This is a genomic window from Pantoea sp. App145, from assembly GCF_047947045.1.
Classification (GTDB): domain Bacteria; phylum Pseudomonadota; class Gammaproteobacteria; order Enterobacterales; family Enterobacteriaceae; genus Pantoea.
The window spans coordinates 1,537,822-1,552,342 of record NZ_CP133290.1 but is presented as its reverse complement, the minus strand read 5'-3'; the positions used below and the strand labels follow the sequence as shown (position 1 = coordinate 1,552,342).

15 protein-coding genes are annotated in these 14,521 nt (G+C 56.1%); 7 read left to right on the top strand and 8 right to left on the bottom strand.

From position 1 onward, the window contains the following. The first annotated feature begins 2 nt into the window (after positions 1–2). Entirely contained in the window at positions 3–1,022 is a 1,020-nt protein-coding gene (locus RCF31_RS07070) for a C45 family autoproteolytic acyltransferase/hydolase (RefSeq protein WP_416412936.1), read from the top strand. Between the two features lie 46 nt (positions 1,023–1,068). Here the strand turns inward: RCF31_RS07070 and RCF31_RS07065 are convergent, their stop codons facing one another. Further along, complete coding sequence (locus RCF31_RS07065; protein ID WP_299454661.1) at positions 1,069–1,428, bottom strand: YbgS-like family protein; 360 nt, start codon at positions 1,426–1,428, stop codon at positions 1,069–1,071. A gap of 291 nt (positions 1,429–1,719) precedes the next feature. Between RCF31_RS07065 and aroG the strand changes: the two genes are divergently transcribed. Next, positions 1,720–2,772 carry a 3-deoxy-7-phosphoheptulonate synthase AroG gene (gene aroG, locus RCF31_RS07060; protein ID WP_416412935.1) on the top strand — a complete coding sequence of 351 codons (1,053 nt, stop codon included), beginning with the start codon at positions 1,720–1,722 and terminating at the stop codon, positions 2,770–2,772. A gap of 83 nt (positions 2,773–2,855) precedes the next feature. On the opposite strand, the gene gpmA is transcribed toward aroG, so the two are convergent. The 6 genes from gpmA to modE all read right to left on the bottom strand — a co-directional run bounded on the left by gpmA (position 2,856) and on the right by modE (position 9,572). Next, positions 2,856–3,608: a 2,3-diphosphoglycerate-dependent phosphoglycerate mutase gene (gpmA, locus tag RCF31_RS07055; RefSeq protein ID WP_084873550.1), complete on the bottom strand. Its 753-nt coding sequence runs from the start codon at positions 3,606–3,608 to the stop codon at positions 2,856–2,858. A gap of 145 nt (positions 3,609–3,753) precedes the next feature. Next, entirely contained in the window at positions 3,754–4,788 is a 1,035-nt protein-coding gene (gene galM, locus RCF31_RS07050) for a galactose-1-epimerase (RefSeq protein WP_416412934.1), read from the bottom strand. Beyond that, complete coding sequence (galK, locus tag RCF31_RS07045; protein WP_416412933.1) at positions 4,782–5,930, bottom strand: galactokinase; 1,149 nt, start codon at positions 5,928–5,930, stop codon at positions 4,782–4,784. Before galK ends, galM begins: the two co-directional genes overlap by 7 nt. After that, on the bottom strand, positions 5,931–6,974 hold the full coding sequence (gene galT / locus RCF31_RS07040; RefSeq protein WP_416412932.1) for a galactose-1-phosphate uridylyltransferase: 1,044 nt from the start codon (positions 6,972–6,974) through the stop codon (positions 5,931–5,933). Positions 6,975–7,237: 263 nt separating this feature from the next. Further along, positions 7,238–8,713 (bottom strand): molybdate ABC transporter ATP-binding protein ModF, encoded by a 1,476-nt coding sequence (gene modF / locus RCF31_RS07035; RefSeq protein ID WP_416412931.1) that lies wholly within the window; start codon positions 8,711–8,713, stop codon positions 7,238–7,240. Between the two features lie 76 nt (positions 8,714–8,789). Next, positions 8,790–9,572 carry a molybdenum-dependent transcriptional regulator gene (modE, locus tag RCF31_RS07030; RefSeq protein WP_313682476.1) on the bottom strand — a complete coding sequence of 261 codons (783 nt, stop codon included), beginning with the start codon at positions 9,570–9,572 and terminating at the stop codon, positions 8,790–8,792. 121 nt (positions 9,573–9,693) lie between these two features. Between modE and RCF31_RS07025 the strand changes: the two genes are divergently transcribed. The 4 genes from RCF31_RS07025 to modC all read left to right on the top strand — a co-directional run bounded on the left by RCF31_RS07025 (position 9,694) and on the right by modC (position 12,495). Further along, positions 9,694–9,849 (top strand): AcrZ family multidrug efflux pump-associated protein, encoded by a 156-nt coding sequence (locus RCF31_RS07025; RefSeq protein ID WP_299454641.1) that lies wholly within the window; start codon positions 9,694–9,696, stop codon positions 9,847–9,849. 128 nt (positions 9,850–9,977) lie between these two features. Further along, entirely contained in the window at positions 9,978–10,751 is a 774-nt protein-coding gene (modA, locus tag RCF31_RS07020; protein WP_084873557.1) for a molybdate ABC transporter substrate-binding protein, read from the top strand. Then, positions 10,748–11,437, top strand: a complete 690-nt coding sequence (gene modB / locus RCF31_RS07015) for a molybdate ABC transporter permease subunit (RefSeq protein WP_084873558.1) — start codon at positions 10,748–10,750, stop codon at positions 11,435–11,437. The genes modA and modB overlap by 4 nt, the downstream gene beginning before the upstream one ends. After that, entirely contained in the window at positions 11,437–12,495 is a 1,059-nt protein-coding gene (modC, locus tag RCF31_RS07010; protein WP_313682482.1) for a molybdenum ABC transporter ATP-binding protein ModC, read from the top strand. Before modB ends, modC begins: the two co-directional genes overlap by 1 nt. A gap of 39 nt (positions 12,496–12,534) precedes the next feature. Here the strand turns inward: modC and RCF31_RS07005 are convergent, their stop codons facing one another. Beyond that, positions 12,535–13,353: a pyridoxal phosphatase gene (locus RCF31_RS07005; protein WP_416412930.1), complete on the bottom strand. Its 819-nt coding sequence runs from the start codon at positions 13,351–13,353 to the stop codon at positions 12,535–12,537. Positions 13,354–13,498: 145 nt separating this feature from the next. Between RCF31_RS07005 and pgl the strand changes: the two genes are divergently transcribed. Continuing rightward, entirely contained in the window at positions 13,499–14,497 is a 999-nt protein-coding gene (pgl, locus tag RCF31_RS07000) for a 6-phosphogluconolactonase (protein WP_416412929.1), read from the top strand. The last annotated feature ends 24 nt before the right edge of the window (positions 14,498–14,521 follow it).

Below are 14,521 nucleotides of genomic sequence, written 5' to 3'. Positions count from 1 at the left end.
CCATGAAAAAAATCGCAATCAGGGGTTCCGCCTTTGCCATCGGCCAGCAGTTGGGTGAGTTTGGCCGTGATGCCTGGCATCAGGAGCTGACGCAAACCCGGCTGTGGCAAACCGTGGTCGCCATGCAGGGCTCTGAACAGTTGCAGGCGATGCGCGCGATGGTGATCGCGCAATATCCGCTGATTTGGCAGGAATTACAGGGCATGGCGCAGGGGCTGGCAGCCTCCATCGATGAAGTCTTTGCCTGGAACTGCCGTGGCGATTTAGTCCGCTCCACCTCGGATGGTTGCACCACGGTGGCGGGTTGTGCCCCAACCGGTGAGGTGCTTATCGCCCATAACGAGGATGGTTTCCCTCAGTTGCGTGATGATTGTGCGCTGGTGAGCGTCACGCCGGATGAAGGGCTGGGTTTTACCAGCTTCGCGTATCCCGGTTCCATTCCCGGCCATACCTTTGCGGTTAATGAAAAGGGGATCGTTAACACGGTAAATAACATCCGGGCGCAGCATCGCCCGCAGGGTTTACCGCGCCAGGTACTGGCCCGTGCGGCGCTCAATGCCAGCACGCTGGATGAGGCCGTGCTGGTGTTAACCACCCATACGCGCGCGGGTGCTTTTCACCATACGCTGGGTCAGATGGGCGATAGCCGGGTGTTTAGCGTTGAAGCCACTGGTTCAGGTTGTTCAGTGGTACCACTGACGTCGGTCATGGGCCACGCCAATCATTTGATTCATCCGGTGATGGCCGATGTGCAGCAGGTGATCACCGCCAGCTCCGCTTCTCGCCAGAGCCGGTTGATCGCCTGGCAGGCCAGCCAGCCGCAGCTGGATTCGGTTGCCGCGCGGGCGATTTTATCCGATCAGCATGATGCTGAGCTGCCGATCTATCGGCTCTCGCCGCAGGACCCGGACGAAGAAAACACCCTGGCGACGGCGGTATTCACCCTCGGCGCACAGCATGTTGACTGGCAGGTGTTTGGTCTGAATCGTGAAGCCGCAGCATGGCAGGGAAGGGTAGACTAACGGCAATGCCGTCATCCGGCAGGATGACGGCCTGATAAAAAGTCATTTACTGGCTGGTGCCGTCAGTTTTGCTATTGACGTCATCACTACCGGTTTTGGTTTTGACTTTCTTATTTATGTCCGGACATTTCCCGTCTTTACACTGACTATTTTTATTCACTTCGCTGGCAGACATATTACTGCTGCTCCCACCTGAAGTGGCTGCGCTATTGGTGTTGCTATCAGTGTTATTAATTTTGCTGTTATCGACTTTATTGGGCGGCAGATTCTGTTTTGCGCCACCGGCAGCCGCACCGGCATCAGCCGCCTGATTGGTGGTGCCGTTATTGTCAGCCGCCGCCATTGCAGCGCCACTGCCCAGAGTCATTGCTGCTGTCAGAAAGATCATTGCAAACTTATTCATCATTTTGCTCCTGTAGTTTATGACAGTCGCCGTCTTAAACCCGATGGTGCGGTTTGACGAAAACAAAGCACCCTGACGGAATATAATTCCATCTAAGATGTGTCGTCTGAATATAAATAATGAAGGTGATCAATTTCGTAGTGCTTACTATTAAAAGTCTAGTGCAAAACCGCATAAATGCAAATTTCGCTTATACCCTTTCCCCGCATGGGCAATTTACAGCTGTTGCCTGACGGGCTACATTGGACGGGTTGCGTCCGGCGCGCGCCGGGCCAGAAATTGAATGGAATAAGCATGAATTACCAGAACGACGATTTACGTATTCGAGAAATCAAAGAGTTATTGCCTCCTGTTGCGCTGCTTGAGAAATTTCCTGCGACCGATAATGCGGCACAAACCGTTGCTAAAGCCCGTCAGGCTATCCACCGTATTCTGCATGGTGCAGACGATCGCCTGCTGGTGATCATCGGACCCTGTTCGATCCACGACACCACTGCGGCAAAAGAGTATGCAGAACGTTTACTGCAGCTGCGCGATGAGCTGAACGGCGAGCTGGAAGTGGTGATGCGCGTCTATTTTGAGAAGCCGCGTACCACGGTGGGCTGGAAAGGGCTGATTAACGATCCTTACATGGACGGCAGCTTCCAGATCAACGATGGCCTGCGTCTGGCGCGTAAACTGCTGGTGGATATTAATGACACCGGCCTGCCCGCTGCTGGTGAGTTCCTCGATATGATCACCCCGCAATACGTGGCTGATCTGATGAGCTGGGGCGCAATTGGTGCGCGTACTACTGAATCACAGGTGCACCGTGAGTTGTCTTCCGGTCTGTCCTGCCCGGTCGGCTTCAAAAACGGCACTGATGGCACCATCAAAGTGGCGATTGACGCTATCAACGCTGCCAGCGCGCCGCATTGTTTCCTGTCAGTCACCAAATATGGCCATTCGGCGATTGTCGAAACCAGCGGTAATGAAGATTGCCATATCATCCTGCGTGGCGGTAAAGAGCCGAACTACAGCGCTCATCACGTGGCTGCGGTAAAAACCGGGCTGGAAAAAGCGGGCCTGACGCCGCAGGTGATGATCGACTTCAGCCACGCCAACAGCAGCAAACAATTCCAGCGCCAGATGGTGGTTGCGGAAGATGTTGCGCAGCAGATTGCGGGTGGCGAGCAGGGGATTACCGGTGTGATGCTGGAGAGTAACCTGGTGGAAGGTAATCAGAGTCTGGAGAGCGGTGAACCGCTGGTGTACGGCAAAAGCGTGACGGATGCCTGCATTGGTTGGGAAGATACAGATAAAGTGTTGCGCCAGTTGGCGCAGGCGGTTAAACAGCGCCGCGGTTGATTTATCGCGCTGTTGTAAAATCTGCGCGATAAATCGCGCCGCTACACAAAATGAAAGGCCAGACTTGCGTCTGGCCTTAATTTTTATTTCGCTTTACCCTGGTTCGCGACGGCTGCGGCTTTCGCAGCAATCTCATCAGCGTCACCCAGATAATAACGTTTGATCGGCTTGAAGTTTTCGTCGAACTCATACACCAGCGGAACGCCAGTCGGGATGTTCAGTTCGAGGATTTCATCTTCGCTCAGATTGTCGAGGTATTTTACCAGCGCACGCAGGGAGTTACCGTGCGCAGCGATAATCACTTTCTCACCGCTCTTGATGCGCGGCAGAATGCTGTCGTTCCAGTAAGGAATAACACGCTCGATGGTCAGCGCCAGGCTTTCGGTGGTCGGCAGCTGGGCATCAGTCAGTGACGCATAACGCGGGTCGTGGCCCGGGAAACGCTCATCGCTGCGATCCAGTTCCGGCGGAGTCACGGCAAAACCACGACGCCACTGTTTCACCTGATCGTCACCGTATTTCGCCGCGGTTTCAGCTTTGTCCAGACCCTGCAGTGCACCGTAGTGACGCTCGTTCAGACGCCAGCATTTTTCTACCGGCAGCCAGGCTTGATCCAGCTCATCCAGTACATTCCACAGGGTGTGGATGGCACGTTTCAGCACGGAAGTGTAGGCAAAATCGAATACGAAACCTTCTTTCTTCAGCAGCTGACCGGCTGCTTTGGCTTCGGTGCGACCCTTATCGGACAGATCCACATCGTACCATCCGGTGAAGCGGTTTTCCTGATTCCACTGGCTTTCGCCGTGGCGCACCAGAACCAGCTTAGTTACGGCCATAGCTTAACTCCTTAATGCTTGATGATTATAGAAACCGGCGGCGGCCACCTGATTGAGCGGCTCACTAATAGCGCCATACCATAGCGGAAAACATCGCACTGCGTAAGCCTGTCCACGACGCAGTGCGCGTTTTTCAGCCTGCTGATCAGTGCGGGGTGAGGCGGTAACGCGTCACAGACTGCCAGCTGTCGCCAGGTTGCAGCCAGCAATCTGGCTGTGGCCACTCAGTATGGTTGGGCGAATCCGGTAAAAATTCACTCTCTAAGGCGATGCCCTGGAAAGCAGTATAGCTTCCCTGCTCGCGGGCGCGTGTTCCGTCCAGATAGTTGCCGGAGTAGAACTGCAGCGCCGGGGCTGCGGTAAATACGCTCAGCTCCAGTTTGCCGTCAGCCGACCACAGTCGGGCTGCGGGCTGGCTGCTGTCACCTGTGGTATTCAGCAGAAACGCATGGTCATAACCTTTTACCGCTTTCTGATCGTCATCGGCGAGGAAGTCATCGGCAACGGTTTTCGGCTGGCGAAAATCGAAGCTGGTTCCCTCCACCGCTTTAAGCGGCGCATTGGGGATGCCTTCACTGTCGACCGGCAGATAACGGTCCGCCAGCAGTTGTAAGCGATGCTGGCGTGCATCGCCATGATGCGCGTCAAGGTTGAAGTAAGCATGATTGGTCAGGTTAACCGGGCAGGGCTTATCGGTGCGGGCCTCGTAGTGGATCGACAGACAATTGTCGTCATCGAGGTGATAGCGCAGATCAGCAATCAGATTGCCGGGGAAACCCTGATCGCCGTCAGGCGAATCGATACGATAATGCACTTCAGTTTCGCTCTGGCTGAGAATTTGCCAGCGGCGCTTATCAAATCCTTCCGGTCCGCCGTGCAGCTGATGTTTACCCTGATTGGCGACCAGCGCCAGCTTCAGCGGTTGCAGCGTGGCGTTGGCAATACGGTTGGCATAGCGGCCCACCGTCGCCCCAAGATAGGCGTCCTGATGCAGATAATCGGACGGCGTAGCGCAACCAAGCAGCGCTTCGCGCACGCTGCCATCCTGCATCGGCACACGCGCCGAGAGCCAGGTGGCTCCCCAATCCATAAAGGTCACTACCATGCCGTTGCGATTGCGTAAGACGGTAATCCGCCACGGTTGTCCGTCCGGTGCATGTGATTGCACATCATTTACCATTGGCCCGCTCCTTCAGAAGCTTTGCACACGTAAAAGGTTTCTTTGATACCGGTTTTGGCTTCGTATTGTTCGGCCACTGCGGCCTTCACCTGATCCACCAGATCGGTTGGCATCAGCGCCACGATGCAGCCACCAAAACCGCCACCGGTCATACGCGCACCACCGCGCGTACCGATCTCAGCTTTGACGATCTCGACCAATTGATCAATCGGCGGCACGGTGATTTCGAAATCATCACGCATCGAGGCGTGCGATGCGGCCATCAGCTCACCCATACGGGTCAGATCGCCCGCGCTGAGTGCATCGGCGGCTTCCAGCGTGCGGGCGTTTTCCGTGATCACATGACGTACGCGTTTGGCGACCAGCGGATCGAGCTGGCTTGCTGCGGCGGAGAATTCTTCCAGCGTGACATCGCGCAGTGCCGGTTTGTTGAAGAAGCGTGCACCGGTTTCACACTGCTCGCGACGGGTGTTGTATTCGCTGCCCACCAGCGTGCGGCGGAAGTTGGAGTTGATGATCACCACCGCCACATCGGCAGGCATCGACACTGCGCGGGTGCCAAGGGTGCGGCAATCCAGCAGCATGGCGTGATCCTGTTTACCAAGCGCGGAAATCAGCTGATCCATGATGCCGCAGTTACAGCCGACGAACTGGTTTTCTGCTTCCTGGCCGTTCACCGCAATGGCAGCACCGTCGAGCGGCAGTTGCCACAGTTGCTGGAAGACGGTGCCGACCGCCACTTCCAGCGATGCCGATGAGCTCAGGCCTGCACCCTGCGGGACGTTACCGCTGATCACCATATCCACACCGCCAAAGCTGGCATCACGTTTTTGCAGATGTTTCACCACGCCACGCACATAGTTGGCCCACATCGGCTCGGTTACCGGTTCAATCGGCGCATCCAGCGAGAAGCTGTCTTGTTGATTGTCGTAATCCACCGCGACCACGCGCACCTCGCGGTCATCACGTTTGGCGCAGGCAATCACGGTTTGATAATCAATGGCGCAGGGCAGTACGAAACCGTCATTATAGTCGGTGTGTTCACCAATCAGGTTTACGCGGCCCGGAGCCTGGATGCTGTGGCTCGGCTGATAACCAAATGTCTCAACGAAGGTCTGTTGTGTAATGGATTTTAATGACATTTATTGCGCCTCGCGGAAATGGACATCGCTGACAGAACGCAGGCGTTCTGCCGCCTGTTCTGCCGTTAAATCACGTTGGGTTTCGGCCAGCATTTCATAGCCAACCATAAATTTGCGTACCGTTGCTGAACGCAGCAGCGGCGGATAGAAGTGAGCATGCAGCTGCCAGTGTTCGTTAGCTTCACCATTAAAAGGTGCGCCGTGCCAGCCCATCGAGTAGGGGAAGGAGCACTGGAACAGGTTGTCGTAACGGCTGGTCAGCAGTTTGATCGCCAGCGCCAGATCTTTACGCTGGGCGTCCGAAAGATCGGTGATGCGTTTGATATGCGCTTTGGGCAGCAGCAGGGTTTCAAACGGCCATGCTGCCCACCAGGGCACTACTGCCAGCCAGTGATCGGTTTCTACCACCGTGCGGCTGCCATCTTTCAGTTCACGCGCGGCGTAATCCACCAGCATCGGTGTACCTTTTTCGGCAAAGTAACGACGCTGATGCGCATCTTCGCGCTGTGCTTCGTTGGGTAAAAAGCTGTTGGCCCAAATCTGTCCATGTGGATGGGGGTTGGAGCAGCCCATCGCCGCGCCTTTGTTTTCGAATACCTGCACCCACGGGTAGTGCTGGCCGAGGTCGGCGGTTTGTTCCTGCCAGGTACGGACGATATCTTCCAGCGCGCTGAGCGGCAGCTCCGGCAGGGTTTTGCTGTGATCCGGCGAGAAGCAGATCACCCGGCTGGTGCCGCGTGCGCTTTCGCAGCGCATCAGAACGTCGTCGCTCTCGGGGGCGTCCGGCGTGTCGGTCATCAGGGCGGCAAAGTCATTAGTAAAGACGTAGGTGCTTTTATAATCAGGGTTTTTATCACCGGTGATACGGGTGTTACCGGCGCAGAGGAAGCAATCGGGATCGTGTGCGGGCAGCTTTTCCAGTGCCGGTGTTTCCTGTGCGCCTTGCCACGGGCGTTTAGCACGATGTGGCGAGACCAATACCCACTGATCGCTTAGCGGGTTATAACGGCGATGCGGATGATCGACCGGGTTAAATTTTTCCATGTGTGATCCTGGTAAAAAACAAACAGATAAAAATGACTTCGATCAAAGTAGCACAAAGGCCAGACTGAAAGCGTGATCCAGTCTGGATAAATGGTATCGTTTACACAAGGTGACGATTCTCATTTTGTGGGTTTAATCGCAGAGTTTGCTGAATATATGGGCAATACAGTGGTAGCGATTACACAAGAGGGGTGTGCGCGATAAATCGCGCCGCTACTTATGATCGCACCAGGCGTAGCGGCGCGATTTATCGCGCGAGTTTGTTAACGTAATGATTCCTGCTGATATCCGTAGCCGCCGCCTTCCTGCGCCACAAAACTCAAACGATGGGTGATGCACTGCGGTGCATCCTCAGCATGGTGCGAAACAAACAGCAATTGCGTCCGCCCCTCACCAATCAACACATCAACAAAACGGCGTACCAGCAGGCGGTTGATCGGATCCAGCCCCTGCAATGGCTCATCAAGGATCAGCAACGCGGGATGTTTGACCAGCGCGCGTGCGATCAGCACCAGCCGCTGCTGGCCCCATGACAGGCTATGGAAGGGGGCATCGGCCAGGGTGTTATCCATCCCCAGCAAGGCCAGCCACTGGCGCGCGAGCGCTTTCTGTCGATCGGACACCGCCTGATACAGGCCAATCGAATCGAAGAAACCCGACAGAATCACGGTGCGCACATTCACGCTGACGCGATAATCGAGATGCAGGCTGCTGCTGACATAACCAATATGTTGTTTGATGTCCCAGATGGTTTCCCCGCTGCCGCGCCGGATACCGAACAGCGTTAAATCGTTACTGTAGCCCTGCGGGTGATCGCCGGTCACCAGGCTGAGCAGAGTGGATTTGCCTGCGCCGTTCGGTCCGACAATCTGCCAGTGCTCGCCAGGATTAACCTGCCAGCTCAGGCCGTTAATCACCGGTTTGTCGTTATAGGACACCACGCCGTTGCGCAGAATCACGCGCGGCGCATCATCCGCCAGCGGCGGGAGCTGATCGGGCGCATCGGCCTCCGGCAGCGCCATTCCCTCCAGCTTCTCGCTGTGCGCCAGCTGGGCCACCAGCGCTTCCGCCAGAATCGCGCGGCGCTCGCCGACGTGCGTCAGGGTGCATTCCGCCAGCACGCCAACCTGCTGAACAAAATCAGGAATATCATCAAAGCGGTTCAACACCAGCACCACGGTGTAACCCTGCTGATGCAGATCGCTTAGAGTTTGTGCCAGGCTGGCACGGGACGCGACATCCAGGCCATCAAAGGGTTCATCGAGGATCAGCAGGTCCGGCTGTGCCATCAGTGCCTGACACAGCAGCGTTTTGCGGGTTTCGCCGGTGGAAAGATATTTGAAGCGACGATCGAGCAGATAGCTGATACCAAACTGCTGCGCCAGCGCCTCGCAGCGTGCTTCGTCCTTCACTTCATCCTGAATGATCTGCGCGGCGGTGCGACCGGTGTCATCTTCGCCTTCAGAGAGCAGATCGGTGTTATTGCGTTCCCACTCTTCGGTCACCAGCTTTTGCAATTGCTCCAGTGATAAACGCGTCGGACGCTGAAAGTTATGACTGACGCTGCCTTTGCCCGCGGGCAGTTCGCCTGATAACGCGCGTGCCAGCGATGACTTGCCGCTGCCGTTGGCACCGACAAAGGCCCAGCTTTCACCGCTGTTAAGGGTTAAATCGTTGAGGGACAGCACTCGGGTGTCGCTAAGACGAAACGTGCCTTGCGAAATTTGCAATGAAGCCATGATTTATTCCATTTTATGCATCGTGTCACTCAGTTGTAGCGACCGCTGCCAATGAAGTCAAATCATGGCCAGGATTTCAGAGCAGTGTGGCGATGATGGCGTGTTCCGCATTAAAACTGGCGGTGACGTTATCGCCAGCCTGTAGATTCTGCTGTGCCACTTCGCTGTTGGGGACGGTAGCGCACAGAATTTCTCCCCCCGGCAATGCCATCAGCACTTCGCTCACCTGATCGCCGGGTTCGATGGCGGTGATTTGCACAGCCAGCTGATTATCACTCTGGCTGGCAGCACGGCTGACCTGAATCCACGGCGCTTTGATCAGCACCAGCACTTCTTTGCCGTTTTCCAGCTGCAAACGCTCGGCGCTGCGCTGGGTCAGCGCCACCTGCAGGCGGGTCACGCCATCGCTCAGCAGCACATCAAGATGCTGCACCACCTGCTGGTGATCACGCGTCAGCACCGTACCAAAAAGCTGGTTACGCGCGCTGGTCTGCAACGAGAAACGGGCAATCGCCGCCAGCAGGCTATCGAGGGGCAGGCTGTCATTCTTCAATACATCAAAGGCTTTTTGCTGAATCTGCTCCATCAGCTGAAACAGTTGGATTAGGCGTTCGCCGTAACGTGTCAGCTGCGCTCCACCGCCGCCTTTGCCACCGGTGGCACGTTCTACCAGCGTTTGATCGGCCAGTTGGTTCATTTCGTTGATGGCATCCCAGGCACTTTTGTAACTGATACCCGCCAGTTTTGCCCCCTGGCTAATGGAGCCGGTTTCCTGGATGCGCTTCAGCAGCTCAATACGACGCGGATCGGCAAACAACTTCTGTTGCAGACGAATATGAAGAGAGAGTTCAGCTTGCATGTCAGCTCCTTAGGTTAGTCTGTCGATTCTAATCAGCTGTTAAAGTAAAAGCACGAAAAGGGCATGGCACTTTATTCTCAGGACGTTACAATCACTTTTTTATTTTCTGCGTGAGGTTTCCATGCTGGAACTGCTAAAAAGCCTGGCCGTCGCCGTGATTATGGTGCCGATTGTTATGGCTATCATGCTGGGCCTGATTTACGGCCTCGGCGAAGTGTTTAACGTCATCTCCAAATTTGGCCGTCGCGACGATCGTTCCGCCAACGGCTCACATTGATTTTCCAGCGCCCGCATCTCGCGGGCGTTTTGTCCTTAACTTCCGTCAAATCCTGCCGATATAAAGCTCATGACAGCATCAAACCTTGCGTTGTAGTATTCAGTATATAACGTAACAAGGAGATAAAAATGCTATCAAAACATTACCGCTGGGGTGCCGTTGCCGTTCTGTCTTTCTCACTGACCGGACCGGCACTGGCCGCAGAGAAAATCACCGTGTTTGCTGCGGCTTCACTGACCAATGCGTTGCAGGAAATTGGCACGCAATATCAGAAGCAGACCGGCGTTGAAGTGGTGTCATCTTTTGCCTCTTCCTCCACGCTGGCACGCCAGATTGAACAGGGCGCACCAGCGGATTTGTTCATCTCTGCCGACCAGCAGTGGATGGATGATGCGGTGCAGAAAAAGAGCGTGATCGACAACACGCGCTATACCCTGCTGGGCAATGATCTGGTGCTGGTGGCTCCGCGCAGCAACAGCGCTAAAGAAGTCACCATCAATGAAAAAACCGACTGGAAAAGCCTGCTGAAAGGCGAGCGTCTGGCGGTGGGCGATCCGGACCATGTACCGGCCGGGATTTACGCCAAAGAAGCATTACAGAAACTGGGCGCATGGGACACCTTAGCGCCAGTGCTGGCACCGGGCAATAGCGTGCGTGCGGCGCTGGCGCTGGTCGAACGTAATGAAACGCCTTACGGCATTGTTTACGGTTCTGATGCGGTCGCCAGTGATAAAGTCCAGGTTGTCGGTCGTTTCCCGGAAGATAGCCACAAACCGGTGGAATATCCGATGGCGATTGTCAAAGAACATCAACGTGCGCCGGTTGAGGCCTTCTACAAATATTTGCAGGGGCCGGAAGCCGCCGCAGTGTTTAAACAGTATGGATTTACGCCGAAGAAATGATACTGAGTGATCCTGAATGGCAGGCGGTGTTTCTCAGCCTGAGAGTCTCCTGCGTGGCGGTGCTGTGCAGCCTGCCGTTTGGCATCCTGATGGCCTGGATTTTGGCACGCTGCCAGTTTCCAGGCAAAACCCTGCTGGATAGCCTGATCCATCTGCCACTGGTGCTGCCACCCGTGGTAGTGGGCTATCTGCTGCTGATTTCCCTCGGACGCCGTGGCTTTATCGGCCAATGGTTGTATGACTGGTTCGGTATCAGTTTTGCCTTTAGCTGGCGCGGTGCGGTCATTGCCGCGGCGGTAATCGCGTTTCCGCTGATGGTGCGGGCGATTCGCCTGGCGCTGGAAGGCGTCGACACCCGGCTGGAACAGGCGGCGCGCACCCTGGGTGCGGGGCGCTGGCGCGTATTCTTCACCATCACCTTACCCCTGACGTTTCCTGGCATTATCGTTGGCACGGTACTGGCCTTTGCCCGCTCGCTGGGCGAATTTGGTGCCACCATCACCTTTGTCTCCAATATTCCTGGCGAAACGCGCACCATTCCCTCCGCGATGTTTACCCTGATTGAAACGCCCGGGGCGGAAAATGCGGCGGCACGGCTGTGTGCGGTGGCGATTCTGCTGGCGCTGCTGTCGCTGGTGGCCTCGGAACTGCTGGCCCGCTGGGGCCGTAAGCGGTTGGGGGTTTAATGCTGACACTTAATTTTTCCCAGCAACTGGGCAATCACCAGCTGGAAGTGGACGTTGATATTCCAGGCAAAGGCATCACCGCCATTTTTGGCGTGTCCGGTGCCGGTAAAACCTCGCTGATCAACGCCATCGGGGGTTTAACGCAGCCACAACGCGGGCACATCAAACTGAACGAGCGGCTGTTATTTGATGCCGAATCCAGCCTGAACCTGCCGCCTGAGAAGCGTCGTATCGGTTATGTGTTTCAGGATGCGCGCCTGTTTCCGCATTACAGCGTGCGTGGCAATCTGCAATACGGCATGGCCGCCACGATGAAGCCGCAGTTTGATAGCCTGGTGGCGCTGCTCGGTCTGGAACCGCTGCTGCGGCGTGCGCCGTCTTCTTTGTCGGGCGGTGAGAAACAACGCGTGGCGATTGGTCGTGCACTGCTGACCGCACCGGATATCCTGCTGATGGATGAACCGCTGGCTTCGCTCGATCTGCCACGCAAACGTGAGCTGATGCCTTATCTGCAAAAGCTGGCGAAGCAGGTGGATATTCCGCTGTTATATGTGTCACACAGCCTCGACGAAATCCTGCAACTGGCGGATAACGTGCTGGTGCTGGATAGCGGTAAAGTGAAAGCCTTTGGTTCGCTGGAGAAGGTATGGAGCAGCGCGGCCATGCGTCCGTGGCTGCCGGTGAGCGAACGCACCAGCGTGCTGCGGGTGCAGGTGCTGGAGCAGCATCCCGATTACCCGATGACCGCACTGTCGCTCGGCGATCAACATATCTGGGTAAGCCGGGTTAATCAGCCGCTGAAAACCGTGTTGCGCATTCGTATTGCGTCAGCCGATGTCTCACTGGCATTACAGCCGCCGCAAAACACCTCGATCCGCAATATCCTGCCCGCGCAGGTGGTGGAGTTGCTGGAGATTGACGATCAGGTGGAAGTGAAGCTGCGCATCGGCATCAGCGAATTGTGGGCGCGCATCTCGCCGTGGGCGCGGGATGAGCTGGGCATCCGGCCAGATCAGTGGCTGTATGCCCAGATTAAAAGCGTCTCAATTACCGCCTGATTCGTCGCGATTCAGGCATATCCCGTAGCGGCGCGATTTTTACAGAATTTCCTGGTAAATCACCTCGGCAATGCCGGGTTCCAGATTGGTGCCAATCACTTTGCCGGCGCGTGCTTTAATCGCGTCGTCGGCATTGCCCATCGCCACACCCAGACCCACTTCCTCCAGCATGCTGAGGTCGTTGTAGTTATCACCGAACGCCAGCACATCTTTCATGCTCAGACCCTGGCTCTCCACCCACTGCGCGAGGCGTTTGCCTTTGCTGTTGCCGCGCTGGGCGATATCTACCTGATCGTGCCACGACCATTCACAAGCCAGCCCCAGCTCGGCTTCGGTCTGCTCAGCGAATTGTTGTAATGCGCGCATGTCAGGATGGGACAGAGCGAATTTCCAGATCGACTGCGCATCATGCGCCGCCTGTACCAGGCTCGGTACGTGCAGAAAGGTCGGACGCTGCTGCGGTGGCAGTGATTCCGCCCAGTTAAGCGTACGCGTGACATGGCCGGTGGGATGCTGGTAAAGCATCGCGTCATCGACATATAGCAGGCCGTGAATGTCCTGCTGGTCGAGCATTTCAATCACGCGTACCGCCTGTGATTTCTCCAGCGGATCGGATGCCAGCACTTTTTTTGCCTGATAATCATACAAATAGGTGCCGTTGCAACAGATTGCGGGTGTATCCAGTTGCAGCGCCTGATAAAAAGGATGGATGGCACAATGGTGACGACCGGTGACGATCAGCACTTTGACGCCAGCCTGCTGTGCGCGGGCCAGCGCTTCAAGGGACTCAGGCAGAATAGTTTTACGCGGGGTCAGCAGGGTGCCGTCAAGGTCAAGGGCGATTACGCGGTAGCTCATTACTCTTTCCGTCTGGGGTTACAAAGCAAACAGTCTACACCGGGCAACCGCTCTGAGACAAAAAACAGGGCACAAATGATTCCAGCGCGTCCAAATGAAACGCGCTACAGTGATACCCTTTCAGCAAGCCGAACAAGGAGAACGCATGAAACAAGTCGTGTATACCGCCAGCCCCGAGAGCCAGCAAATCCATGCCTGGCAGCTACAGGAAGATGGCGCGCTGACGTTACTGCAGGTGACGGATGTTGCGGGTCAGGTGCAGCCGATGGTGGTCAGCCCGAAGAAAGATTTCCTCTATGTCGGCGTGCGTCCGAATTTCCGTGTGCTGGCCTACCGCATCGCTGCTGATGGCACGCTGAGCGAAGCGGGTGAAGCCCCACTGCCGGGCAGCCCGACACATATCTCCACCGACCGTCTCGGTAACTACCTGTTCTGCGGTTCCTACAACGATGCCTGTGTCAGCGTCAGTCCGATTGGTAGCGATGGTGTGCCGCAGGCCCCGAGCCAGGTGATTGGTGAGCTGGATGGTTGCCACTCTGCCAATATTGATGTGAAAAATCAGACGCTGTTTGTTCCGGCACTAAAGCAGGACCGTATCTGCCTGTTCCAGCTGAACAGCGACGGTACGCTGACGCCGCGTCCGCAAGCGCAGGTGACCACGGTGGAAGGGGCGGGGCCGCGTCATATGGCGTTTCACCCGAATGGCAACTACAGCTATTGCGTGAACGAGCTGGACAGCACCGTAGATGTCTGGGCCTTGAGCAATGCGCATGGCGAAGTTGAACGTGTGCAGAGCCTGAACATGATGCCTGCCGATTTCACCGGCACCCGCTGGGCGGCAGATATCCACCTGACGCCAGATGGCCGTTTCCTGTATGCCTGCGACCGTACCAGCAGCATCATCACGGTGTTCAGCGTCAGTGAAGACGGTGGCCTGCTGACCCTCGAAGGTTTCCAGCCGACGGAAACGCAGCCGCGTGGTTTTAACATCGACCACAGCGGCAAGTACCTGGTAGCGGCGGGACAGAAATCTCACCATATCGAAGTGTACAAAATCAGCGACGATCGTGGTCTGCTGACACCGCTGGCGCGCTATGCGGTAGGGCAAGGCCCGATGTGGGTGGTGATTCACTCGCTGGATTAAATCCTTGCGCGATAAATCGCGCCG